The sequence below is a fragment of the Bacillus sp. KH172YL63 genome (assembly GCF_011398925.1).
Lineage (GTDB): Bacteria > Bacillota > Bacilli > Bacillales > Bacillaceae_B > Rossellomorea.
On sequence record NZ_AP022842.1, the window covers coordinates 3,513,141 to 3,537,475 of the forward strand.

A 24,335-nucleotide genomic window follows, 5' to 3' on the forward strand; every position below is an offset into this window, starting at 1 on the left:
GATAGGGATTAGGCTACGTGTTCTTAATGGATACTGACTTCTTTTTTCTTTGCTTGTGGAGAAAAGGCACTGCATACAGCATGAAAGCTGCGATATGAGCGAAAGCAAGGTTTGCGACAAACAGGCTCCATAGAGTAACGTGCCCCCAACCACCGAGTTCCGGTACAGCTATATAGTAGATGAATGCGGCCCATAAGGCTATGACAAACGGGATATGAAGGACTGCCCATTTACGATGTTCTACCCAAAGAAAAAGTGGAGTTGCTGTTGCAACGAATAAGTACACTAAGAATACATCCATTTCTAATTCCTCCGTTTCCGTAGTAAACGCTTCCAATTGTGGCGAAAAAAAGAATAATTTGTGAACGTTTTGTTACAGTTAGTATACTACATATTCAGAAAATTTCCAGCCTATATCTGATTTTTTTAACTTCTTTTCTAATAAATAGTAAAAAAATCATGAATTTAACCGTTTTCACACATAATATATGGAAATACCTGTGAATGCTTAGGTTTCCTTGTTAATACAAGGTTCTTTTCACTTATTTTCTTCCTAGATTGAAAATTAAAAATTCCGGTATACAGGGATTCTAAAACATAGTACGATTGAAAAATCTTATTTTTTCGAAAGGAGGATTTTATGTATGACGAATAAAGATCAATGGACTTCCAAAATCGGCTTTATTTTGGCAGCGGCAGGCTCTGCCATCGGACTCGGGGCGATTTGGAAATTCCCATATATGGCTGGAGCAAATGGCGGGGGTGTCTTCTTTTTACTGTTCATCTTGTTCACCGTCCTGATCGGTGCCCCCATCCTTCTTGCTGAGTTTGTCATCGGGAGGCGTGCCGGTGCCGACGCGGTCACCTCTTATAAGAAATTGGCACCAGGCACTTATTGGCACTGGATCGGATATTTAGGGACTGTCGTGTCTTTCATCATCTTATCCTTTTACAGTGTGGTCGGCGGCTGGATCCTTTCCTACTTGATCCGGAGCATGTCTGGATCTTTAATCGGGAAGACCCAGGAGGAGTACGGTTCCTTATTTGAAAGCATCATTGCGGATCCAAAGGAAGTACTGATCGCCCAGTTCGCTTTTATCGTCATCACGATCCTTGTCGTCCAAGGCGGGATTCAGAAAGGGATTGAGCGGGCCAGCCGTTATATGATGCCGGCATTATTCTTACTATTTATCATTCTGGTGATCCGCTCCCTTACGTTGGACGGCGCGATGGAAGGCGTCCGCTTCCTTCTGCTTCCTGATTGGAGTTATCTGAACGGCGAGACGGTCCTTCTGGCACTCGGACAGGCGTTCTTCGCACTCACAGTCGGACTTTCCGTCATGGTGACATACGCCTCTTATTTATCCAAAGAAGACAGCATGCCGAGATCTGCCATCAGCGTATCCGGGTTGAACATCTTCATTTCTTTACTCGCAGGTTTGGTAATTTTCCCTGCCGTGTATGCCCTTGGCTTCCAACCGGATGAAGGACCTGGAATCGCGTTTGTCGTCCTGCCGGCTGTGTTTAATGAGATTGCATTCGGCGGCATATTCCTGACAGTGTTTCTCATCCTGCTGCTGTTTGCCACATTAACTTCCGCTTTCTCAATCCTTGAAATCGGGGTTGCAGCCCTGTCAAAGGGGAACCAGCAGAAGCGGATGCCATTCACATGGCTGATCGGTATTCTTGTGTTCATCGCCGGGATCCCAAGCGCATTGTCATTCGGTGTATTCGATGATTTCCTCATCATGGGGAAGAACTTCTTTGACTTTGCCGATTACATGACAAGTAACTTCGGGTTGCCTATAGGAGCATTATTCATTTCCATCTTCGTCTCTTATCGCTTGAAAAGGGAAGATGTATGGAATGAGCTGCAGTCAGGTTCGTCCCTTTCGCCGGCAGTGTTTCGCGGCTGGATCTTCCTGCTGAGATATCTTGTACCCGTGGCCATCATCCTTGTCTTTTTATCATGATACAAGCTATGACTTAAAAGAAGATCCGGACCGATCGATGAACGTCGAATGGTCCGGATCTTTTTGTATGCCCTTGAGGTTCATCCTGCCCACTAAAGTCAGTTTTTCAGGGGATATTCAACCTCCTCCTTTGTATATGATTGAATTTTTTAACAATTTGTTCACGGGTTACGGGGCTATTTTCTTATAATAAGTGATACTATAAAAGTATAAGGAAGACATTTATTAGAGGAGGGACTTTAGCGTGTCACACTTTGGTGAAAATCTGAAACGGGTACGTGAGGAAAGACATTTATCCCAGCAGGAGCTCGCATTGAAAGCACGGTTGGGATCGAAGACGATTGAAAAATACGAATCAAATCTCCAGATCCCAGATACACAGACGATCCTTAAACTCTCTACGGTTCTCGATATCCCTGCTTCCGAACTGTTGGAGCGTGAAGTGAAGGATCATCCTCCTCAAGGTATTGATGCCGAGATGGAGCAGCTGATCAAAGAAGTGGGACCGAAGCGATCTAAACTCATCCTCCGCAAGGCAAAGGAATTCAGTGAGGAAGATTTTTTGCGGGTCATGCAGATGTTATATGAATTGAAGTATGAAAAAAGTGAAATATAAAAATTTCCATGTATAAAAGAATGAAAACTGGGTCATACTTAAAATAAGCTTTCTAAGTATTCCCCCTTTTGTTTTCATTTGGTGGACGATATTTGATTATCGTCCTATTTTTTTGCCTAAAAAAGGTGCCGCAATCTTTCCTGCGGCACCCATTTTTATGAGCAGTGATGTTCTACAAACCGTTTGATCCTTTTTACAGCTTCCTGAAGCTGCTCCATGCTGGATGCATAGGAACAGCGGATATACCCTTCTCCGCCTTTACCGAACACATTCCCTGGCACTACCGCAACTTTCTCCTCAATCAGGAGCTTTTCTGCGAACTCTTCCGAAGTGAATCCGGTTTTTTGTATGGAAGGGAAAGCATAAAATGCCCCTCCAGGCGTATGACAGGTCAGCCCCATTTCGTTCAGCGAATCCACAAAATAATGACGGCGATGGCGATAGCTGCGCTTCATTTCCATCACATCGTCCATTCCTTTATCCAACGCCTCCACTGCTGCGTGCTGGGCCGGAGTCGAGGCACACATCATCGCATATTGATGGATCTTCAACAGTGATGACGCAATCTCACGTGGAGCACAGATATAGCCGAGTCTCCAGCCCGTCATGGCGAAGCCTTTCGAGAATCCATTGATCAGGATGGTTCTATTTCTCATATCCTCTAACGACGCAATGGATACGTGGGGAGAATCATAAGCCAGTTCTGAATAGATTTCATCTGACAGCACAACAAGATCATGTTGACGGATCACCTCTGCGAGTGCTTCAAGGTCATTCCCATCGAGGACTGTTCCAGTCGGGTTATTCGGAGAACATAGCAGTACCGCCTTTGTCCGGCCAGTGATCGCAGCTTCCAGCTCTTCAGCCGTGACCTTGAAACCATTCTCCTGTTTCGTTTCAACCGTTACAGGCACGCCGCCGGCAAGCTGAACAAGAGGGACATATGAAACAAACCCCGGCTCCACCACAATTACTTCATCCCCGGGATCGATGATCGCCCGCATGCTGATATCAAGGGCCTGTGATGCACCGACGGTCACAATGATTTCATCTTTTGGATCATAGTCAACCGCATACCCATTCTTCATGTACTGTGAAATCTTTTCCCGGAGCTCAAGAAGACCGGCGTTTGCCGTATAGGATGTATATCCCTGCTCAAGGGAAAGGATCGCAGCCTCACGGACCGTCCATGAAGTGACGAAATCAGGTTCCCCCACCCCTAATGAAATGACTCCTTCCATATTGGCGGCCAAATCGAAGAACCTGCGGATCCCTGAAGGTTTTAAGTTTTTCACTGAAGATGCTATGTAGGAAGTCTTGGTTGTCATGGTGACACCACGATTCTGCGGTCTTCTCCCTGGTCACCGAAAATGGTGCCATCATGCTTATATTTCTTCAACTGAAAATGTGTCGTTGTCGATAACACCGAATCAAGCGTAGAGAGTTTCTCTGACACAAACGTCGCGACTTCATGCATGGATCGCCCCTCTACGGTCACGGAAAGATCATAGGCCCCTGACATAAGATACACACTCTTCACTTCTTTGTAACGGTAGATCCGGTGCGCCACTTCATCAAAGCCTACACCTCTTTTCGGTGCGACTTTCACATCGATCATTGCCGTTACGCCTTCATGTCCCTCTACTTTTGCCCAATCAACGATCGAACTATATTTAACAAGAACCTTTTCTTTTTCAAGTTTTTCGATGGTTTCCTGGATTTCCTCCGTTGATACTTGGAGCATTTTCCCCAAGCTTTCATAAGAAATCCTCGCATCTTTTTGCAAAATCCTGACTAAATCAAGCTCCATTTCTCTCAGTTGCATCCTGCTTCCTCCTCATCACCACTAAATGGTTTTATTATATCAGAAGATTCATTTAAAAAAAGAGGGATCATCCCTTACCCGTAATTTCCCCGAATGCTTTGACCATTATGAAAGAGAAGCCAACTTTCTCACCGGGGTGTGAAATGTTTAAATACGGGTAAAATACCTTTAAAGAATCAGAGAGGTGTGAAAGGGATATGCAAGAACATGATTTTGCAAAAAGGGTACAGGTGAATGGTGCCAACGTTTATTTCGAACATCACCTCCATCCTACTGCTCCGGAAACGTTCGTCCTTCTTCATGGATTCCTATCATCGACCTTCAGCTTCAGAAGACTGACACCGCTTCTGAAAGAAAATTACAATGTCATTTCCATCGATCTCCCTCCCTTTGGGAACAGCGAGAAAAACAACCGGTTCATCTACTCATATGAGAACCTGGCCGATACGGTCATCACCCTGTTGGACCATCTCAATGTGGGCCGCATCCATCTGACGGGTCATTCGATGGGTGGACAGATCGCCTTGAATGTGATGAAAAAGGCCCCTTCCCTCGTAGAAAAAGGGGTGCTCCTGTGCAGTTCAGGTTACTTAAAGAAAATGAAATGGCCCGTCATGATGCTGAGCCACGTACCCTTCTTCCATTTATATATCAAGCTGTGGCTGACACGGTCAGGGATCCGTAGCAACCTTGAAAATGTTGTCCATGACCCTGCCATGATTGATGATGAAATGATGTTCGGCTATCTGAAACCCTTCCTGGAAGATGATATTTTTAAAGCATTGACCCGGATGATCCGGGACCGTGAAGGAGACTTATCGGCAAGCGATCTGAAAAACATCCAGACTCCCTGCCTTCTCGTATGGGGAGAGCATGACAGGGTCGTCCCCCTGTCCACAGGACATAAGTTAAAACAGGATATCCCGAATTCAAAGCTTGTCGTACTCAAAGAAACCGGCCATCTCGTCCCGGAAGAAAAGCCCCAGGAAGTATTGAACTATATTCACCACTTTGTCAACGCCTCTGAAACGGAGCTTGCGGATGAGCCCCAATCAGAGCCGCTCTTTCAAAACGGACTTTCCCAGTCGCTCATTTCTGAAACGTAGGGGAAGTTCCCTTTTTCTTTGCCCGCTGACCATGACGATTCGTGTTGAATACAAGCAGATTTGTTTTTTCTTTTTCATTTCCATCATATGATTTAACTACAACTACATAAAAGAAAGGAGAACAACCAATGAACAAATTCGAACAAATCATCGACAGGAAAGGCTCCTCCTCTGTAAAATGGGACCTCACAAAAACCGTTTTCGGGAAGGATGATGTCCTCCCGATGTGGGTGGCAGATATGGATTTCCTCCCGCCTCAAGAAGTGCTCGATGCCCTTCAGGCAAGACTGGATCACGGCATATTCGGATATACATTTGTAGGGGACGGGGCAGCAGAAAGCATCAAGGAGTGGATGAATAATCGTCACAGCTGGACGATCGAGAAATCCTGGCTTCAATACAGCCCCGGGGTCGTGCCCGCCCTTTCGACAATCATTCAGGCTTTGACCAAGCCCGGTGACAAAGTACTGGTCCAATCCCCTGTCTATACCCCTTTTTTCAATCTTGTAGAAGACAACGGCCGTGAGATCGTCAACGCGCAGTTGGACTATCGTGAGGGACACTATTCGATTGATCTTCAATCTTTTGAAGAAGCATTGAAATCCGGGGTCAAACTGTTTCTTCTCTGCAACCCGCACAATCCGAGCGGACGGGTATGGACGAAAGAAGAGCTGACGGGCATGGCTGAATTATGCCGCAAATATAATGTTGTGATTGCATCGGATGAAATCCATTCAGACCTCGTATATGGAAATCGTGAACATACACCCCTCGCTTCCCTTCATGAGTCGTACAGGGATATGAACATCACATGCATCGCACCGAGTAAAACCTTTAACCTCGCGGGACTTCAGGCATCTGCCATCATTACGGCAAATCCAGACCATCGGGAAAAAATCGCCGATATCCACAAAAAACAGGGCTTCTTTACACTGAACGCATTCGGCATCATCGGAATGGAAGCAGCCTACCGCCACGGAGAACCTTGGCTGAATGACATCCTTCAATACCTTGAGGAAAACGTACAGATCACCAAAACATTCCTCACAGAACATCTCCCTGACTTGCAACTCGTTGATCCGGAAGGAACGTATTTAGTTTGGATCGATTGCACGAAACTGGACTTATCCGATGAAGATCTGAAAGACCGCTTACTCAATAAAGGCAAGATTGCCCTTGAGCCAGGTCCAAAGTACGGACCCGGCGGCGAAGGATTTGTGCGGATGAATATCGCATGCCCGCAGGCTACATTGATTGAGGGGCTGAACAGGATCAAAAAGGCTTTGGCTTAATATAAAAACGGTAAGAGCGGACCTGATCAGTCGACTCTTACCGTTTTTTGTGGAGAGGCTCCAAAGTTCCCGCTCTCACCTGTTACTTCTTATCACTTACAATCTCCCCGCAGGCGATCCTTTTCCCGGAGTCACCTGAAGGCTGTGTCATACCGTCATCTTTGTTCTCATCAATGATAAGGGAGGTTCCGTCTTTGGTGAAAAGTGACGTTTTCCCTTTTGCTAATGTGACCATCGGTGCCATCAAGGTGACTTTGACCGTCCCGTCATCCCCGACGATGAGATTGGGAAGGTCTCCGCCATGGGCACCTTCCGGATGGAGCAGTCCGTGTTTCGTATCATCCGGGTTGAAATGATTGCCGGCAGACACAAAGTCCGGCCGTTTGCATGCCCCTCTTTCGTGGATATGTATCGCATGCTCCCCCGGCGGCAACCCTTCAAGATCCAACCCCACTTCCACTCCGTCAGTCTGCTCCTGCAGAGTTGCTGTACCTAGAGAATCACCATTCTCATTCTTCATTTCCACTTCAACCTTTTTAGGGTTTTCAATGGCACACCCTCCAACAAAGATGCTTAGGGTGACCAAATAAGCTACAGTTGTTCGTTTCATACCGTTCTTCCTCCAAATCTTCATACTCTTCCACATTGTTCACTTAGAGGGCGAAAAATATTCTTCCAGGGGCAACGGTTCTCACAACAAAAAAAACACGCCAATAGCGTGTCCATTCTGCTTATTCAGTTTTCCGCTTCCGATTCATGGCTTCTTCTTCCATCTTCTTCGTTTTCAATTCTTCACGCTTTGAAACCTTCAAGATGATCCGGAACGTCAAGAGCGCACCAATCAGGAAGATGACCATTGTAATCCCGGCAGGAATATATTCTGTCTTATCTTCGGGAAAATAAAGAAATAAATTTATAACAAATGAAGAAAGCATTGAAAGCTCCTTTCCAGATATCGCTTCGTCTATTATACCAACCCGGTCCGCAGCATTCCAACCATCGCTCCAGACCTCGACAATTTCCGAGGAAATATGCCGTCATTTTCCGAAAAAAGCCGTGATCCTTATCCGGATTACACGGCTCCTAGTATATTACTTTACAACTTTGATGCTTTTGATCACAACATCTTCTTTCGGGAGATCGTTTGCGCCTACTTCCACGTTCGCAATTTCATCCACGATGTCCATTCCTTCGACCACTTGGCCAAAGACGGTATGTTTTTGATCGAGCCATGGGGTCCCCCCGTTTTCCATGTATGCATCGATGATTTCAGCCGGGAAGCCTGCCGATTTCATTTGATCTTCCAGTTGGGGATCGATGTCGCTTTTTTGTACAATGAAGAATTGACTTCCATTTGTGTCAGCTCCTGCATTGGCCATTGACAGGGCGCCGCGCAGATTGAATAATTGCTGCGAAAATTCATCTTCGAACGATTCACCGTAGATGCTCTCCCCTCCGGTTCCATTTCCATTCGGATCTCCGCCTTGAATCATGAAATCCTTTATCACACGGTGGAATTTCAATCCATCGTAATAGCCGTTTTCACTGTGGGTAATGAAATTTTCAACGGTTTTAGGTGCTTGTTCAGGGAAAAGCTTGATTTTGATCGTTCCCATCGAAGTGTTCATTTCGACTAATCTTTCGTTTTCAGCGACTTCTGTCGAGAGCTGTGGGTATGACATCTCTTCATCTCCTTTAGTATCTTCTGAGGTTGTCGTTTTTTCGTCTGATTTAGGGTCGTCTTTCGACTCATCCTTTTCTGTTTGTCCACAAGAGGCAAGGATTAAACCTAATAAGCACAGGGTCAAAATCAGTAAACGCTTCATATATGTACCTCCACATGTTACCTTTATAGTAGTTATTTCACAGTTCATTCCGCTTTCATTATAATAGAGATTGATGTACGTGAGGAGGTTTTTTTATGAAAAACATTCAAATTGGTGATAATGTCACAGCTTTTTATAAAACAGGAAAGTATATCGGGGAAGTGACCGATGAACGGCCGGGTGCTTATGTGGTAAGAATCCTTGCCGTCCTGAAGCATCCTCGCCAAGGGGATCTTCACAACCCTAATGAAGTGGACGTCCCTTTGTTTCATGAGCGGAAGGCGCTTGCCCACATGGAGCGGGCAAATATGCCGGAGAAGATGGTCAAACCCTATGAAGGTGAGATTCCTGACTACAATGAGTCACTGATCGAGTCTTTCCATACACTGAAGCAGGAATTGGAAGCAGACCGATCACCCCACGCCCTGAAAAGCCTTGAAACCCTGCAATCTGTTCAAAGGGAATACGAATTGATGTATCGCCTTTCTTTATAAAAAGTAATGAGGGACGGACCTTCAAGGTCCGTCCCTCATCTTATCATGCGAGCTGATTATAAAATTTGGAGAGGTCGATCCGGTCTCCGATGGTGGTGGGTTCCGCTTTATCGAGGTATTTCTTGTCTTTTTCGACAAGATTGTAGATATGGTGGGTGGTGAGGGCATCATCCAGTGCTTTGTGATGCTTTCCGACTCCTTCTCTCCCGTATTCCTGGACTGCTTTCCACAGGCCCGTTTGGTTCTGATCGCCAAAAAATCGTTTGTATTCCATGGACAGGTCGACAAATTGCGCCTGGAACGGGAACGGAATGCCCGTCTGTGCACAATTATCCCTGAGCACCTTCATGTCCATATTTCCCCATGTCACGACCTTTTCGATCCCCCTGGTATTGATATCGTTGAAATAATCGACCATACCTTTAAATGTAATGCCGGCATCCACTTCCTGCTGAGTGATGGATAAAAACCGTTTGCAGCGATTGGTTAGTTTGGGGAATGCAGTCGGTTTCACATAAGATGAAAACGTAGCTGACACTTTTCCATTCTGAACCACCACTACCCCGGCTTCGATGATCTCCGGAAAAAAACCTTTGGGGACTCTATGTCGTTCCGGCATAGAAAACTCAAAATCAATAAACACAAGCTGCTCCGCTTTTGCCACTATACTCCCTCCTCAAAATGTAGATAAGACCCCAATCTATCTATATTAAAAAATCTTTTTTCGCAAAGTTTGTTCATACACGCCTGTAACAGGATCTGGGGCATTATCTCTCTGTCCCTTCATGAATGTCCAACTACCCCGAAACGTCCCCCACTTCCTCATACTTCTTATTCTTACATTATATCATGCTATATGTAGAAATTATGACTAATTACCGGTTTTATCTGAGAATAAATGTTAATCATTGGACGATGATCTCCATCTTTAATACAATGAATATTTAGTTAAGCGAAATATTATCCATAGAAGGTGTTAACCATTTCAACAAGAAATAAAAATCTGACAATCATGCTTCTGGCCAATTTTCTCGTTGCGGCAAGCGCAACCATGGTACTGCCTTTTTTGTCACTCTATATTGAAACATTCGGTCCCCATAGTCACGAGTACATTCAACGCTGGTCAGGATTTGTCTTTGGCATTACGTTTCTGACGGCGTTTTTCATTTCTCCGGCATGGGGGCGGATCGGTGACCGGTTTGGGTATAAACCGATCCTTCTGATCACCGGGTACGGGATCGCCGCCTCGATATTCATGATGGGCTTCATGGATTCTGTGTGGGGACTTTTCTTCCTCCGCATGATCATGGGGGCTGTGACAGGCTTCATCCCGACTTCGATGGCCCTCATTTCAGCCCAGACCCCGAAGGAAGAAGCCGGCCGCACATTGGGCACCCTGCAAATGGGTACGGTCTCCGGTGGGTTGTTCGGTCCCGTCCTCGGTGGACTGCTGGCAGATCATGTTGGTTTTTCTTATACGTTCATCATCACTTCCATTGCCATCGCAGGGGCAGCAACCGTTGTGTTGGCTGGCATACACGAGGTAAGATCCGAGGAGCAGCAAAATCAAAGAAACAAATATACACGAAAAGACGTGATCCGCCATATTTACAATCATAAGTTATTGGTGACGGTCCTTCTCCTGTCTTTTCTTATTCAGACGGCGAACTTCAGTATCCAGCCCCTTCTCGCACTCTATGTCGATGAACTTACCACCTCTTCAAACCTTGCATTTCTCGCCGGCGTTGCTTTTTCAGCCACCGGGCTTGGAAATTTACTCGCCACGAGACGCTGGGGGCGGCTTGGGGACGAGATTGGCTACGAGAAAGTATTATCGATCCTCCTGGTCCTTGCTTGTATTTTCATCGTTCCCCAGGCGCTAGCTCAGGAACTTTGGCAGCTTGTACTGTTCCGCTTCCTGTTCGGCATTGCAATCGGCGGCATGATTCCGTGCGTCACGGCCTACATCCGTCAGGAAGCACCTGTCAGCATGCAAGGGGAAGTACTCGGTTATAACCAAAGCTTCCGGTTCCTCGGTAATGTCGTGGGACCTGCCTTTGGCGGAATCCTGTCAGGCTATATTGGCATTTCCTCGGTTTTTTATACGACAGGTGCTTTATTCTTAGGCGCGTTTGGATTATTATGGTGGAGTATACGTCATTCGAATCAGACAAGCCATGTGAAAGATTACTAGAAAAGTAGCGTGAGATATGAGAGTTTTTGCAGGTTATGTAACAGTGATTGGTTTTATGCTCATCTTCTTCACCACCTTGTTTTTTACGGCCGGTGAGTGGAATAAAGTACAAAGCTTCAAAAAGGAATTGAAGCATGCGGTCAGCACGGATACGTTAGATCTGAACCGCACAACCTTGATGCTCGATCAAAACGGAAAGGTTTTCTCGGAAGTGAACCGGCCGTTTCGTTTATATGCTTCGGATGAACAGATCCCTCCTTTTATAAAGGAGATTCTCGTCGCGTCCGAGGATCAGCACTTTTATGAACACGTCGGATTCGATGCAGGAGCCATCCTTCGGGCTGTCGTGAAGAATCTTGTGTTCACCCATATCCAGCAGGGTGGAAGCACCATCACCCAGCAACTCGCCCGGAATTTATATTTGGGCCAGGAAAAGACATACAACCGGAAGTTGACCGAGTTATTTTATGCTCATGAAATTGAACAATCGTTAACAAAGGATGAAATACTTGAACTGTATTTAAACGTCATCTATTTCAGCAACGGCGTGTACGGTGTCGAAACCGCGTCTCAATACTATTTCCAGAAAAGCCTCACCGAGCTCAATCAAGCCGAAATGGCATTTATCGCTTCGATTCCAAATAACCCGGGAAAATATGATCCGCTTGATCACTTTGATCAAACGAAGGTACGGCAGGAGCGATTGCTGGATATCCTCGTCAATACGGGCAAACTGTCTGGCGAAGAAGCAGAGAAACTGAAAAAAGTCCCGATTTCATTGAATGTCAGGAAGAAAACGGATCTCTATCCCGATTATGCGTTCTACGTAGAAAATGAATTAAAGGATTTGATTGCCCTGAACGAGGGTTATAAAGTGGAAATCGAAAATGCCGCTTCACCTGAAGAGAAACAGGAAATTGCAGAGAAATTAGACAAGCGCCTCCAGGAAGTGATCGCTTCCGGTGTCCGCATTCAAACGTCGCTAAACCCTGCTCTTCAACAAAAAAGCGTCAGCGCACTAAACAATCAACTGCAGGAAGGGCTGCAGGGAGCGACAGTCACCATCGACAACAAGACAAGATCCATCGTTGCCTTATCCGGCGGTAGAAACTATCAGAAATACAATTTCAATCATGCTTTCCAGGCTTTCAGACAACCAGGATCTGCCATTAAACCATTACTCGTGTATGGTCCTTACATCGAGAAGTCCAAAGCGGCCATCACCGAAAGGATCAATGCGAATCAATATTGCATCTCGGGGTATTGCCCGATCAATTATGGGGGGACCCAGCCCGGAACCGTGACATTGAATCAATCAATGGCCCAATCCTATAACGGCTCAGCTCTGAGACTGATGGAGAAAGTCGGTCTCCACGATGCATTCGCGATGATCTCCCCGTTTTCATTCAGCCGGGTGACAAAGAAGGATCAAACGTATGCCTCGGCAGTAGGAGGATTCACATACGGCATGAGCCCTCTTGAAATGACCGATGCCTATACGTCATTCATTGATGGACATTACAAACAGAGCCATGCCATCCTCCACGTGAAAGACAATCAAGGGAACATCCTCTATCAATGGAAGAACGAACCGAAGAAGGTCTGGTCGGAAGCCACCACTGCTAAACTGAGGCAGATGCTGAACGAAGCCGCAAGGACCGGGACCGGCAAGGCTGCTTACGTATCAAAACCGTATGTAGGGATCAAAACCGGGACCACCAATAACTACCACGACTACTGGGTGATGGGCCTGACCGACACGTACACGACCGGTGTATGGGTCGGCCACGATCTCCCCCGGAATATGAGTGAAATCGAGCGACAGCGGCCAAGCCATAAAATTTGGAAAAGTATTATGAAATAACTTCGCTGTGATGTTGGATAATAAAAGGGGCAGCCTTTAAAATCAGGTAACATGATTTTGAGGCTGCCTCTTTATGTTTGTAGGGGTTTTGCACTTGTTTTGAGCAAAAATGTACGATTCCTAAACCATATACCGGTCAAATAGGTCAAAAAGAGAGGGAGATCAAAGGTTCACCCTTCAATCACCCTCTCCCTGATTCATATATGAGCTGGTTTCGTTTACTTATGAGCCACATTTTGAAAATATGAGCCGGTTATAAAATTTATGAGCGGGAATTTTCATATATGAGCACGTTTCCGAATATATGAGCGCCTTTTCAAATATATGATCATGTTGTCGAAAAATCTCGGCTCCTCCGCCTCTCCGCCTCACCGTCTCCCATCACTTCCAAACATCCAATTTACAACTTCACCTTCGACATGATCGGAAGGCTCGCCATTACTCCGCTGTATAGTTTCAGACAGATGAAGAAAATCGTCAAAAAGATGGAGGACCATGAGAATACCTGCAGGCTCACGACACCGAAGATCCCCATTTTGGAAAGAGAGGGGGTTATTTTATAAACAAAGAAAATGAAATATGCGATGGAGCTGAGTGCAAAGATGAGGAGCAGCCCGAGAAAGGACTTCAAGCTGACGACAGATACGAGACCGCCGATAAAATAAATCATCGAACCTGCACGGACGTGGTTGTACAATTCCCCGTCTGAATCCTTGGAGAAAAACAGCATGGATACACCATTGATCGTTTCTGCGATCAGCTTCAAGGCAGCAAATACCATGAAGGCAGCGACCATCAACAGGACTAGGATGGCGAGTTTCAGCTGTATATCAGACAAGAACTCCCTCATGCCCGGGTATACACCGATTTTCTTGAATAAATCGATGAATACGTCGACTCCGTATACAGAAAACGTAAGGCTGAACAATAATATAGAAAAAAGCGGTAAATAACTTGTTAAGTATGTATTTTTCAATTGTAACTCTCCCATAACGATTCTTCCGTTCCCTCCCCATCATAATCGTTTATGGGACGCTTGAAAAGGGTATAGATTTGGAAGAGATAATGACCTTTTTCCTATTATTGACACAAAAATACTGCCCTCTGTGAAAGAATGTGAGGACAGTATCCTATTGACCTGTAGGGGCGCCAGGATGGGGCACAACCCTGATGTACTCCCTGGATTTATACGGCACCCTTTTTCGCACCTCTGTTGTGTTGTCTTCTTCCACTTCTGCTGTCTCACCATATTGGACCGGCTGAATGTTCAATGAGGTCGGTTCTTCTGCATCCATGATGCCTCTATTGAATCGATCCTGCGTCTCAATCAACCACGCAAATCCAAAAAAGGTAAAGAATATGGTCGTAACCGCTACTGTTTTCTTTTTCATCACTTCATCACCTCATGGATAGGATTCTCCAATTTGACCGAAACTATTCTTGGGTGATGAGAAAAGGGCCGTAAATTCTACATTTTTTTCCCGTGACATTTCCGGCTGTCTTCATATTTAATACTTCTTAAACAATCGGATGGCAAAGGCATCGTGAATAATGCAAGCATTTATTTTTTACGTTATAATGCTCTTTGAGGTTCAGCTTAGGTCGGATTTGCTCGAATTATGCAAGTGTGAGATTGAGGACGACAAAAGACCATGTTGAGAATAAATGAAATTTACATAAGGGGGGTCATATATGACATTATTACATTGGGCAATTGTATCGCCTTTTTTATTTGCCATCGTCATTCCATTTCTTTATAAAGCATTTCGGAATGTACATACGGGCTGGTTCGTATTATTGCTGCCGGCTGCTTTGTTTACTTACTTCTTTCAGTTCATCTCCATCACAAAGCACGGGGATACGGTGAAGGAAACCCTGGAATGGATGCCTTCATTCGGCATTGATTTCATCGCCTATGTGGACGGACTGGGACTCCTTTTCGCGCTCCTCATTACCGGTATTGGATCACTTGTGGTCCTGTATTCAATCTATTACCTCGATAAGAAGAAGGAACAATTACATAATTTCTATGTATATCTAATGATGTTTATGGGTGCGATGCTTGGGGTCGTGCTTTCTGACAATCTCATCGTCCTATATATGTTCTGGGAATTCACATCGATTTCTTCGTTCTTATTGATCGGGTATTGGTATCACAGGGAACGTTCAAGATACGGTGCCCAGAAATCGATGCTCATCACAGTATTTGGCGGACTGAGCATGTTGGGAGGATTCCTGCTTCTTTATCTTATGGGAGGCACCTTCAGCATCAGGGAACTGGTCGTTCAGGCCGACGAACTCATGACGCAGGCACTGTTTATTCCAGCCCTGCTTCTTGTCCTGCTAGGAGCGTTTACTAAATCTGCACAATTCCCGTTCCACATCTGGCTGCCGGATGCAATGGAAGCACCTACACCTGTCAGTGCATATCTGCACTCTGCGACGATGGTCAAAGCCGGGATCTATCTTGTAGCCCGCTTGTCACCGGTATTCGCAGAATCAAGTGTGTGGCTGTGGCTTGTAGGCGGTGTTGGGATCTTCACATTACTGTGGGGCTCGTTCAATGCAGTAAAGCAGACTGATTTAAAAGGGATTCTTGCCTTTTCCACCGTCAGTCAGCTCGGTCTCATCATGTCTTTACTTGGGGTCGGGGCAGCTGCCCTCCACTATACAACCCTTGATGAGAACATTTATATGGTGGCCACGCTTGCCGCGGTCTTCCATTTGATCAATCACGCAACGTTCAAAGGAAGCTTGTTCATGGTCGTCGGAATCATCGATCATGAAACAGGTACGAGAGATATCCGGAAGCTTGGCGGGATGATGAACTTCATGCCCATCACCTTTACGATTGCGATCATCGGCGCGTTCTCGATGGCCGGTCTGCCACCATTCAACGGATTCCTTTCTAAGGAAATGTTCTTTACCGGAATGGTTAGGGTCCTTGAAATGGATATCTTCAACCTGGACACTTTCGGACTTCTCTTCCCTCTCCTTGCATGGGTAGGAAGTGTGTTCACGTTCATTTACAGCATGATACTTGTATTCAAAACCTTCACAGGTAAGTATCAGCCTGAGAAGCTAGAGAAGAAACCTCATGAAGCACCGCTTGGTATGTTGATTTCACCAATCATCCTTGCTTCACTCGTGGTCATCTTCGGTTTCTTCCCGAATATCCTTTCTGAACGGATCATCGCCCCGGCGGTTTCCGCAATCACACCAAGCTTAATCGAGGAAGGACATGCTGTTGAAGCACACATTTCATTCTGGCATGGATTTACACCTGAATTATTTATGACATTCGGCGTCATTTTATTCGGGATCCTTTTATACCTGACCCTCCCTGCATGGAGGAAGGTATACTCATGGATACCTGACCGCCTGACGTTGAATTCGTTTTATGACGGCGGATTGGTCAAGAGTGAACAGGGAGCCAAACGCTTTACGAGCGGTTATATGACAGGCTTCATCCGCACATATCTCGTGTATATCTTCTCATTCTTGATTGCCATCTCGCTCTTTGCCATGTGGTTCAAGGGTGCATTTACGATTAACACGAAAGAGCTTGCCCCTGTTGGTGTATATGAAGTTGCGATCGCGCTTCTATTAATCATCAGCTCAGTCACCATCCTGTTTGCGAAGTCACGCTTAACATCGATCATTTCGCTCGGTGCTGCAGGCTATACCGTTTCGTTATTCTTCGTTCTATTCCGTGCACCGGACCTTGCATTGACACAGCTTGTCATTGAGACGGTATCGGTTGCCCTGTTCCTGCTTTGCTTCTACCATCTGCCAAAGCTGAGCAGGCATGAAGAAAGAATGAGGTTCAAACTTGGAAATGCATTGATTTCGATCGGCGTCGGAGTGGTCGTCACACTATTCGCCATTTCATCGTACAGTTCGAAACTGTTCACTTCCATTTCAGAATATTACATTGAGAACACCCACGATAAAGCCGGCGGAGAAAACATGGTCAATGTCATCTTAGTCGACTTCCGTGGCTTTGATACGATGTTCGAGATTTGCGTGCTGGCGATTGCCGCACTCGGCATTTACTCGATGATCAAGTTGCGTCTTACAAGGAGGGATGAAGGATGAAAAACAAAGTAAAAACAAATGATGTCATCCTGCAAACCGTCACCAATGTGGTCGCATTCATCATCATCCTCTTTTCATTGAAGCTATTCTTCTCAGGCCACTACACGCCGGGGGGAGGCTTCATCGGAGGATTGATGACATCGGGAGCCATCGTTCTATTATTACTTGCTTATGATATCAAGACCGTCTCCTCCATCTTGCCGGTTGATTATAAAATCGTAACGGCAATCGGATTGTTCTTGTCGGTGGCAACGGGGGCGGGAGCGTTATTATTCGATGTTCCTTTCCTGACACATGCTTACGATTATTTCCACCTTCCCCTTCTAGGGAAAACGTCGCTGCATACCGCTGTCCTTTTTGACACAGGTGTGTATCTCGTAGTCATTGGTGTCACGATGACCATCATTCAAACGATTGGGGTGAGCGAATAATGGAAATCCTGATGGCCATTGTGGTCGGAGTCCTATTCACGAGCGCCGTATACTTGATGCTATCGAAAAGCCTGCTCCGTATCATTATCGGAACAGCGCTGTTGAGTCACGGTGCCCATTTATTGATCCTTTCTGTGAGCGGCCTTAAAGGGGGAGATGCCCCCCTTCTTGGAGAGCACGCTGATTCTTATGTGGATCCATTGCCACAGGCACTGATCCTGACGGCGATCGTCATCAGTTTCGGTGTGACAGCTTTCTTCCTTGTACTCGCTTACCGTGCATACCAGGAGCTCGGCACAGATAATATGGATCAGATGAGAGGTAACGAAGGAAATGACTAACTTATTACTACTACCGATTTTGATCCCGTTGTTCACGGCGATCATCTTAATGTTTATCAGTAAATATATAAAGGTTCAAAGATGGATATCTGGCCTTTCCATGATCGGGACCATTGCGGCATCACTGGTACTGATCAATACGGTCCATCATGAAGGCATTCAATCTGTGAACCTCGGGAGCTGGGACGCACCTTTCGGCATTACCCTCGTTTCCGATATGTTCTCAGCCCTGCTCGTGACGACAACAAGCATCATTACGCTCGTGGTGCTGCTTTATTCCTTTAAATCAATCGGCTCTGACCGGGAACGCTTTTACTACTACCCGGTCGTACAGTTTTTATTGGTTGGGGTGAACGGGGCATTTACGACAGGTGATATTTTCAACCTGTTCGTCTTTTTTGAAGTGATGTTGATGAGTTCATACGTGCTGTTGGTCCTTGGAGGAAAGAAGGCCCAATTACGTGAAGGCATCAAATACATTCTTGTGAATGTCATCTCTTCCGCTTTATTCGTCATCACCGTGGCGTTCTTATATTCTGTCGTCGGTACGCTGAATATGGCGGATATTTCAATGAAGATTGCCGAGGCGGGCCAGCCGGGAATCCTGACAGCGATTGCGATCCTGTTTCTATTGGTTTTCGGCTTGAAAGGTGCGATTTTCCCGCTTTACTTTTGGCTGCCAGGCTCGTACTACGCACCGCCGACACCGGTGCTTGCGTTATTCGGCGCCCTGCTGACAAAAGTCGGGATCTATTCTATCATCCGGACGTATACACTGTTTTTCTATCATGATACGGGCTTTACACATGAAATACTTGCGATGCTCGCCATCCTTACCATCGTGCTGGGCTGTATCGGTGCCATTGCGTATTGGGATGTGAAGAAGATCATCATTTATAACATCATCATTGCAGTGGGCGTCATCTTATTCGGGGTGTCGACGATGAATCCAGAAGCGTTGGAAGGGGCCATTTATTATCTTGTCCATGACATGATCATCAAAGCGGCTTTATTCCTTCTTGTAGGCGTAATGATTGCGATCACTGGAACGGCCGACCTGAAGAAAATGGGCGGATTGATCAAGCATTATCCGTGGCTAGGCTGGACATTTCTTGTAGCAGCCTTCTCATTGGCCGGAATACCGCCTCTAAGCGGTTTTATCGGTAAATTACTGATACTGCGGGGAAGCTTTGCTGCAGAGGCCTATGTAGGCGCTGGAGTAGTCCTCGCGTCGAGTCTGCTCGTGCTATATTCAGTCATCAAGATCTTCCTGAATGGCATTTGGGGCACCCCTAAGGAGTATGACGGGGTTTCTAAAGGAGACGCCCGTTACTTATGGATGACTTCGGCCGTTCTCGTTGTGTTGGCAATAGGTTACGGACTCGGTGCCGAAGCGATGCGTCCATTATTCACACAAGCAACAGAAGTACTGGTGAACCCGGATCTTTATATAGACGCAGTGTTAAAGGAGTAATGTAGAATGGCTTTTCAAATACTATTAAACTTTTTCTTAGCCTTTGTCTGGATGTTTCTTTCGGTATCCTTTACTTCTCAGTCATTCATTATTGGCTTTTTACTAGGATTGCTTGTGATATTTGCATTCAGAAGATTTTTCAATTCCCGTTTCTATTTATTGCGGGTGGCTGCAGTGATCAGCTTGTTCTTCCTGTTCCTAAAGGAATTGATTCTTGCCAACATCGCGGTATTGAAAACTGTTTTAAAACCAAAGATGGATTTCCAGCCAGGGATCTTTGCTTTACCGACCGAATTACAAACCGATTGGGAGATCACCCTATTGGCGAACCTGATCACCTTGACACCCGGTACACTCGTCATGGACGTTTCTTACGACAATAAAATCCTTTATGTCCATGCCATCGACATTCCTGACGCAGATCAGGCAATCGATGAAATCAAGAATTCATTTGAAAAAGCGATTATGGAGGTGAGCCGCTAATGTTACATTTGATCTTTCAAGTCACCCTGTTATGCGTCTCTCTTTCCATGCTCGGTCTTATTTACAGAGTCATCAAAGGGCCGACGACCCCTGACCGGGTGGTTGCCCTCGATGCCATCGGGATCAATCTGATTGCGATCATCGCCCTTGTTTCCATGATGCTCGACACCTATGCTTTCCTTGAAGTGATTCTCCTCCTTGGGATTCTCGCTTTCCTTGGGACCGTAGCCTTTTCAAAGTTTTTAGAGAAAGGGGAGATCATCGAACGTGAGCGAGATCATTAGATTTTTCATCGGTTTCTTTTTAGTGGTAGGAGGATTCCTCAGCCTGGTCACTGCCTTTGGTTTGGTCAGGCTTCCGGATGTTTATACGAGGAACCACGCAGCTTCCAAAAGCGCGACGCTCGGCGTCATGTCGATCCTGCTTGCCACATTCCTTTATTTCTATCTGGAGCACGGTCATTTCAATTCACGGTTGATCCTTGCGATCATCTTCATCTTCGTGACCGCTCCTGTCGCCGGCCATCTCATCTCCCGGGCTGCCTATAACTCAGGCGTCAAGCTTTGGGATAAAAGTGTACGGGATGATTTAAAGAACAAAGCAGAATATGAACGTCAGAACAGTCAATAAAGAAAGGCTTGGCGACCGGAAGATAGGTTCCGGCAGCCAAGCCTTTTTTGGTGTTGGAAAAGCATCTATTCACTCTGATAAAAGTGATCCTCCACGCTTCCATCCTGTTTATGGACGACCAGTGTGCCTCCATGGTCCGTCACATAGTTCTTTGCTTTGTCCAACAGCTTTCCCTTCGTTTCTTCCACCATGATGGCTCTCTGGCCGTCTGCCTTCTTCAGCTGCCAGCCGTCATCATGTGGGGAGAGATGATATTCAGTCTTATCATCTGCGCTTCCCTCCTCTGATTGGTGGGCACGGTCAGTGGCGATGGCAATCGCCCTCCCCTCTTCATACCCCTCGTCAAGGAGCGCATTGGCAATCTCAATCGCTTTATTCCGGACGTCTGCAGGCAGATTCTTCAGTGATGCGGGATAATCGCTTTTTGTCCAACTCATCAGGATACGCCTCCTCATTTAGTCGTCAGTATTTGATTTCCCATTTCATCACGTTCTAAACCTCACCGTTTCGGCACGACTGCCATCGTACACCTCGACACACAGATCAGCTGATTGTCTTCATCGGTGATTTTGATGTCCCATACCATCGTCGTTTTTCCTTGATGCATCACCGTCCCTGTCGCAGTGACCATCCCTTCCCGTTTGGCTTTAATATGGTTCGCATTAATTTCAAGACCGAAGCAGATTTCTTTATCAAGATCGATCAATTGTACTGCCCCCACACTCGCCACCGTTTCAGCAAGTGCAACAGACGCACCTCCGTGGAGGAACCCGAACGGCTGTCTTGTGTTTTGATTCACCGGCATCGTCGCAATGACCTTTCCCTTTCCCAATTCCACAAACTCCATTCCTAATGCACTGATTAATGTATTGTCCATATTCATGTGATTCACCTCATCTAATATTTTCTTCTCTCTATCTGTTCGAGAAACGCTTTTAAAATCCCTTTTTTCCCCTTCGCAGTGGAAGAATGAATAATCCTCCGTACAGTTTCATACATATCCTTAGAGATTTTTTTATTGAAAGGGGATATTGTCATGTATCGATATCATCCGTTTTATCCGCCTGTGCAGCGCCCTTTCTCACCCATCCACCCAAGGGCACAACCCGTCTTTTCCACCAATCGGACCTATCCCCCGATTGACACCCAAACCTTCATGTCTTCTGCCGGAAAAACATTGAGCCTGATGAAGGATGCGGAGATGGTCTTGAAAAAAATCCAATCATCCAAAGAATTTTCAAGGAAATTCATGAATGCCGCACAACAATCCAATTTACCTGAAGTACATAGGTTACTTCAAACAATCGGCACGACGGTCCAGCCTGTCGTATCCTTCAATCCTGACGGCATTCGTCTCGTGTTTGACGAAAAGCTCGGTCAAGTGGATTGCTGCCATCTGATTGTGATTGTCAGGTGGACATGACGCTGTAATGTAAAAGCTGGGCGATGATCCGGGATTCTACTTTGAATCGGATCATCGCCCAACTTTTTTTATGACTGTGACTTGCTACACCACCGGGTAAGTTTAACCCTTTTCTCTCTTCACATCCATACATAATTCTGTAAAAGAGAGGGATGATACATGTATAAAGATCGTTCGAAGGGGCTTATGTATGAAGAATTCCAATAAACTGATTGCACTGATGACCATTTTACCTTGGTTCACCATTCCACTGATCGGCGCGAAAGCCTTCAAGAGATATCTTCCCGGCTCCATCTTCATGGCGCTGTTTCTCCTTGCAGAAGGAAGATACGCAGAGAAGAGAAAATGGTGGTGGTTTCTTTATTCGGTTAAGCCCAATGTCCTGGGAGAACTGCCGCTGATCATTGGTCCGTTTTTTGTCGGTACAATTTGGATATTGAAATATACGTTCGGGAATTTTTATCTTTACTTATTCGTCAATGTGATTGTTGATTCGATATTCACATATGCAGGAATGAACTGGTTCAGAAAAAACGGCTATGTGACGCTCGTCAGAATCACAAAATTTCAGTTATCAATTGTATTTCTAGTCAAAACCATCGTCCTATACGGCTTTCAACTCGTTTATGAAAAGCTGTTCTGTCGTCAATCGATCGAGGGAGCCGAAAAATAAAAAAATCCGAACGCATTCGATGTGGAATGACCATTCGGATTTTTCTTTTCTATTAAAACGTGATTGTACTATAAAATGACCGCTGCGATCCAGCCGAACAGGATCAAAGGGATATTATAGTGCAGGAAAGTCGGGACACATGTATCCCAGATGTGATTATGCTGACCATCTGCGTTCAATCCCGCCGTCGGTCCAAGCGTACTGTCGGAAGCTGGTGATCCGGCATCCCCAAGTGCACCTGCAGTACCGACGATGGCGATCGTCGCGAGCGGACTGAATCCAAGCTCCATCGCGAGAGGTACAAAGATGGCTGCGATGATTGGAATCGTCGCAAATGAAGAACCAATCCCCATTGTCACCAATAATCCAACCACAAGCATGATAAGAGCAGCCAGTGCCTGATTGCCACCGATGACGTCAGCTGTCGCTTTCACCAGTGTCTCAACATCCCCGGTTGCCGTTACGACTGCAGCAAAGCCTGAAGCCGTGATCATGACGAACCCGATGAAGGCCATCATCTTCATTCCTTCATTCAGGAGTCCATCTGCTTCTTTCCATTTCACAGATCCTGTTATATACAGGACTGCAATACCAGCCAGTGCACCGAAGATCATCGATCCCAGCTGAAGCTGTACATAAAGTGCAGCCACGATCGCTACAAGCGCAAAAATCATCGACTTTTTGTTGTAAACGACTTTTTCCGAAGCAATCACTTCTTTTGTTTCACTATAATTCCTTGGTTTGCGATAGCTTACAAATACGGCGATCAATAGACCGATGATCATACCGCCCACCGGCAGAAGCATCGCTTTTGGAATATCACCAAGGGCGATTTCCATACCGCTTGATGCCATATTTTGAGCAATGATTTCATGGAACTGAAGACCAAAGCCTACCGGCAGCAGGATGTACGGAGCCGTCAATCCAAATGTAATCACTGTCGCAATCAATCGTCGATCAATTTGCAGCTCTGTCATCACCTTCAATAGAGGAGGAATCAGAATCGGGATAAATGCGATATGAATCGGGATCACATTTTGGGAAAAACAAGCCATAATTAAGATAGAAATGACAATCAGTGCTTTTGATAGAGCTGTCTTTCTTGAATCCCCTTTTTTACCAACAACTTTCAATACCCAGTCAACGAGCAGGTTTGGGATCCCTGTATAGGAAATCGCCACTGCGAATCCACCGAGCAGCGCATAACTGAGTGCAATGCCTGCACCTCCGCTGATCCCATCTGAAAATACGGAGATTGTCTCCTCTAGGCCCATACCGCCTGTCAATCCGCCGACGAGGGCTCCAGTGATCAATGCAAACACAACATTGACCCGCACCAGGCTCAACACGAGCATGACAAGAACCGCTATAACAACTGCGTTCATAAAAATCTTCCTCCTTAAAATACTCTCTACGATTCATCTATACTTTAGTTCGCTAAATTGGTAGAGTAATAAAATCACGATTTCTACTTTATCAAGATGAAGGAAGAATGTCAATACTTTAGCAGGATGAAAGATTCACGTCTGTTCATTTCTCATAAAAATAAGCCCTCTTACAGTCGCAAAGACTGAAAGAAGGCTTGTTCAAGA

Annotated in this window: 28 protein-coding genes; 16 read left to right on the top strand and 12 right to left on the bottom strand. The window is 45.8% G+C overall.

The genetic code is table 11. The features are described from left to right. Positions 1 to 13: 13 nt before the first annotated feature. On the bottom strand, positions 14 to 301 hold the full coding sequence (locus KH172YL63_RS17995) for a spore morphogenesis/germination protein YwcE (protein WP_173107380.1): 288 nt from the start codon (positions 299 to 301) through the stop codon (positions 14 to 16). Between the two features lie 343 nt (positions 302 to 644). Between KH172YL63_RS17995 and KH172YL63_RS18000 the strand changes: the two genes are divergently transcribed. Further along, a complete protein-coding gene (locus KH172YL63_RS18000; RefSeq protein WP_173107381.1) occupies positions 645 to 1,973 on the top strand; it encodes a sodium-dependent transporter in 1,329 nt (442 codons plus the stop codon). A gap of 244 nt (positions 1,974 to 2,217) precedes the next feature. Then, positions 2,218 to 2,589: a helix-turn-helix domain-containing protein gene (locus KH172YL63_RS18005; protein WP_173107382.1), complete on the top strand. Its 372-nt coding sequence runs from the start codon at positions 2,218 to 2,220 to the stop codon at positions 2,587 to 2,589. A gap of 155 nt (positions 2,590 to 2,744) precedes the next feature. Here KH172YL63_RS18005 and KH172YL63_RS18010 read toward each other — a convergent pair whose 3' ends face one another. Next, a complete protein-coding gene (locus KH172YL63_RS18010) occupies positions 2,745 to 3,917 on the bottom strand; it encodes an aminotransferase (protein WP_173107383.1) in 1,173 nt (390 codons plus the stop codon). After that, on the bottom strand, positions 3,914 to 4,414 hold the full coding sequence (locus tag KH172YL63_RS18015) for an Lrp/AsnC family transcriptional regulator (protein ID WP_173107384.1): 501 nt from the start codon (positions 4,412 to 4,414) through the stop codon (positions 3,914 to 3,916). The genes KH172YL63_RS18010 and KH172YL63_RS18015 overlap by 4 nt, the downstream gene beginning before the upstream one ends. A 197-nt stretch (positions 4,415 to 4,611) precedes the next feature. Between KH172YL63_RS18015 and KH172YL63_RS18020 the strand changes: the two genes are divergently transcribed. After that, positions 4,612 to 5,520, top strand: a complete 909-nt coding sequence (locus KH172YL63_RS18020) for an alpha/beta fold hydrolase (RefSeq protein ID WP_173107385.1) — start codon at positions 4,612 to 4,614, stop codon at positions 5,518 to 5,520. 128 nt (positions 5,521 to 5,648) lie between these two features. Further along, positions 5,649 to 6,812 (top strand): MalY/PatB family protein, encoded by a 1,164-nt coding sequence (locus tag KH172YL63_RS18025; protein WP_173107386.1) that lies wholly within the window; start codon positions 5,649 to 5,651, stop codon positions 6,810 to 6,812. An 82-nt stretch (positions 6,813 to 6,894) separates the two neighbouring features. Here the strand turns inward: KH172YL63_RS18025 and KH172YL63_RS18030 are convergent, their stop codons facing one another. From KH172YL63_RS18030 to KH172YL63_RS18040, 3 genes are all read right to left on the bottom strand, one after another. After that, on the bottom strand, positions 6,895 to 7,422 hold the full coding sequence (locus KH172YL63_RS18030) for a superoxide dismutase family protein (protein ID WP_173107387.1): 528 nt from the start codon (positions 7,420 to 7,422) through the stop codon (positions 6,895 to 6,897). A gap of 121 nt (positions 7,423 to 7,543) precedes the next feature. After that, complete coding sequence (locus KH172YL63_RS18035) at positions 7,544 to 7,747, bottom strand: hypothetical protein (RefSeq protein WP_173107388.1); 204 nt, start codon at positions 7,745 to 7,747, stop codon at positions 7,544 to 7,546. A 156-nt stretch (positions 7,748 to 7,903) separates the two neighbouring features. Next, positions 7,904 to 8,638 carry a peptidylprolyl isomerase gene (locus KH172YL63_RS18040; RefSeq protein ID WP_173107389.1) on the bottom strand — a complete coding sequence of 245 codons (735 nt, stop codon included), beginning with the start codon at positions 8,636 to 8,638 and terminating at the stop codon, positions 7,904 to 7,906. A 95-nt stretch (positions 8,639 to 8,733) separates the two neighbouring features. Between KH172YL63_RS18040 and KH172YL63_RS18045 the strand changes: the two genes are divergently transcribed. After that, positions 8,734 to 9,132, top strand: coding sequence for a kinase-associated lipoprotein KapB (locus tag KH172YL63_RS18045; protein ID WP_173107390.1), 399 nt, complete (start codon positions 8,734 to 8,736; stop codon positions 9,130 to 9,132). A gap of 43 nt (positions 9,133 to 9,175) precedes the next feature. Here the strand turns inward: KH172YL63_RS18045 and kapD are convergent, their stop codons facing one another. Next, a complete protein-coding gene (gene kapD, locus KH172YL63_RS18050) occupies positions 9,176 to 9,796 on the bottom strand; it encodes a 3'-5' exonuclease KapD (protein ID WP_173107391.1) in 621 nt (206 codons plus the stop codon). Positions 9,797 to 10,114: 318 nt separating this feature from the next. Here kapD and KH172YL63_RS18055 point away from each other — a divergent pair, with 318 nt between their 5' ends. Next, the gene (locus KH172YL63_RS18055) at positions 10,115 to 11,326 is read left to right on the top strand and encodes an MFS transporter (RefSeq protein ID WP_173108279.1); all 1,212 of its coding nucleotides are present in this window, start codon (positions 10,115 to 10,117) and stop codon (positions 11,324 to 11,326) included. A gap of 16 nt (positions 11,327 to 11,342) precedes the next feature. Beyond that, the gene (locus tag KH172YL63_RS18060; RefSeq protein ID WP_173107392.1) at positions 11,343 to 13,190 is read left to right on the top strand and encodes a transglycosylase domain-containing protein; all 1,848 of its coding nucleotides are present in this window, start codon (positions 11,343 to 11,345) and stop codon (positions 13,188 to 13,190) included. A gap of 400 nt (positions 13,191 to 13,590) precedes the next feature. Here the strand turns inward: KH172YL63_RS18060 and KH172YL63_RS18065 are convergent, their stop codons facing one another. Further along, on the bottom strand, positions 13,591 to 14,166 hold the full coding sequence (locus KH172YL63_RS18065) for a DUF5366 family protein (RefSeq protein ID WP_173107393.1): 576 nt from the start codon (positions 14,164 to 14,166) through the stop codon (positions 13,591 to 13,593). A gap of 154 nt (positions 14,167 to 14,320) precedes the next feature. After that, on the bottom strand, positions 14,321 to 14,581 hold the full coding sequence (locus tag KH172YL63_RS18070) for a hypothetical protein (protein WP_173107394.1): 261 nt from the start codon (positions 14,579 to 14,581) through the stop codon (positions 14,321 to 14,323). Between the two features lie 301 nt (positions 14,582 to 14,882). On the opposite strand from KH172YL63_RS18070, the gene KH172YL63_RS18075 reads away from it, so the two are divergent. From KH172YL63_RS18075 to mnhG, 7 genes are read left to right on the top strand one after another with little or no spacing between them, the layout of a single operon-like run. Then, positions 14,883 to 17,288: a Na+/H+ antiporter subunit A gene (locus KH172YL63_RS18075; protein ID WP_173107395.1), complete on the top strand. Its 2,406-nt coding sequence runs from the start codon at positions 14,883 to 14,885 to the stop codon at positions 17,286 to 17,288. Next, positions 17,285 to 17,719: a Na(+)/H(+) antiporter subunit B gene (locus KH172YL63_RS18080; RefSeq protein ID WP_173107396.1), complete on the top strand. Its 435-nt coding sequence runs from the start codon at positions 17,285 to 17,287 to the stop codon at positions 17,717 to 17,719. Before KH172YL63_RS18075 ends, KH172YL63_RS18080 begins: the two co-directional genes overlap by 4 nt. Continuing rightward, the gene (locus tag KH172YL63_RS18085) at positions 17,719 to 18,060 is read left to right on the top strand and encodes a Na(+)/H(+) antiporter subunit C (RefSeq protein ID WP_173107397.1); all 342 of its coding nucleotides are present in this window, start codon (positions 17,719 to 17,721) and stop codon (positions 18,058 to 18,060) included. Before KH172YL63_RS18080 ends, KH172YL63_RS18085 begins: the two co-directional genes overlap by 1 nt. Next, complete coding sequence (locus KH172YL63_RS18090) at positions 18,053 to 19,534, top strand: Na+/H+ antiporter subunit D (RefSeq protein ID WP_173107398.1); 1,482 nt, start codon at positions 18,053 to 18,055, stop codon at positions 19,532 to 19,534. The genes KH172YL63_RS18085 and KH172YL63_RS18090 overlap by 8 nt, the downstream gene beginning before the upstream one ends. A gap of 6 nt (positions 19,535 to 19,540) precedes the next feature. Further along, positions 19,541 to 20,017, top strand: a complete 477-nt coding sequence (locus tag KH172YL63_RS18095; protein ID WP_173107399.1) for a Na+/H+ antiporter subunit E — start codon at positions 19,541 to 19,543, stop codon at positions 20,015 to 20,017. Beyond that, the gene (locus KH172YL63_RS18100) at positions 20,017 to 20,301 is read left to right on the top strand and encodes a Na(+)/H(+) antiporter subunit F1 (protein ID WP_173107400.1); all 285 of its coding nucleotides are present in this window, start codon (positions 20,017 to 20,019) and stop codon (positions 20,299 to 20,301) included. The genes KH172YL63_RS18095 and KH172YL63_RS18100 overlap by 1 nt, the downstream gene beginning before the upstream one ends. Further along, entirely contained in the window at positions 20,285 to 20,647 is a 363-nt protein-coding gene (gene mnhG / locus KH172YL63_RS18105) for a monovalent cation/H(+) antiporter subunit G (RefSeq protein ID WP_173107401.1), read from the top strand. The genes KH172YL63_RS18100 and mnhG overlap by 17 nt, the downstream gene beginning before the upstream one ends. A 65-nt stretch (positions 20,648 to 20,712) precedes the next feature. Here the strand turns inward: mnhG and KH172YL63_RS18110 are convergent, their stop codons facing one another. Together KH172YL63_RS18110 and KH172YL63_RS18115 are read right to left on the bottom strand one after the other, a co-directional pair. Continuing rightward, complete coding sequence (locus tag KH172YL63_RS18110; protein ID WP_173107402.1) at positions 20,713 to 21,084, bottom strand: DUF2188 domain-containing protein; 372 nt, start codon at positions 21,082 to 21,084, stop codon at positions 20,713 to 20,715. 62 nt (positions 21,085 to 21,146) lie between these two features. Then, positions 21,147 to 21,524, bottom strand: a complete 378-nt coding sequence (locus tag KH172YL63_RS18115; RefSeq protein WP_442858790.1) for a hotdog fold thioesterase — start codon at positions 21,522 to 21,524, stop codon at positions 21,147 to 21,149. 159 nt (positions 21,525 to 21,683) lie between these two features. On the opposite strand from KH172YL63_RS18115, the gene KH172YL63_RS18120 reads away from it, so the two are divergent. Together KH172YL63_RS18120 and KH172YL63_RS18125 are read left to right on the top strand one after the other, a co-directional pair. Further along, a complete protein-coding gene (locus KH172YL63_RS18120) occupies positions 21,684 to 22,070 on the top strand; it encodes a YuzC family spore coat inner layer protein (protein WP_173107404.1) in 387 nt (128 codons plus the stop codon). 190 nt (positions 22,071 to 22,260) lie between these two features. After that, positions 22,261 to 22,743 (top strand): hypothetical protein, encoded by a 483-nt coding sequence (locus tag KH172YL63_RS18125; protein WP_173107405.1) that lies wholly within the window; start codon positions 22,261 to 22,263, stop codon positions 22,741 to 22,743. 68 nt (positions 22,744 to 22,811) lie between these two features. On the opposite strand, the gene KH172YL63_RS18130 is transcribed toward KH172YL63_RS18125, so the two are convergent. Beyond that, positions 22,812 to 24,128: a Na+/H+ antiporter family protein gene (locus KH172YL63_RS18130; RefSeq protein WP_173107406.1), complete on the bottom strand. Its 1,317-nt coding sequence runs from the start codon at positions 24,126 to 24,128 to the stop codon at positions 22,812 to 22,814. Between the last annotated feature and the right edge of the window lie 207 nt (positions 24,129 to 24,335).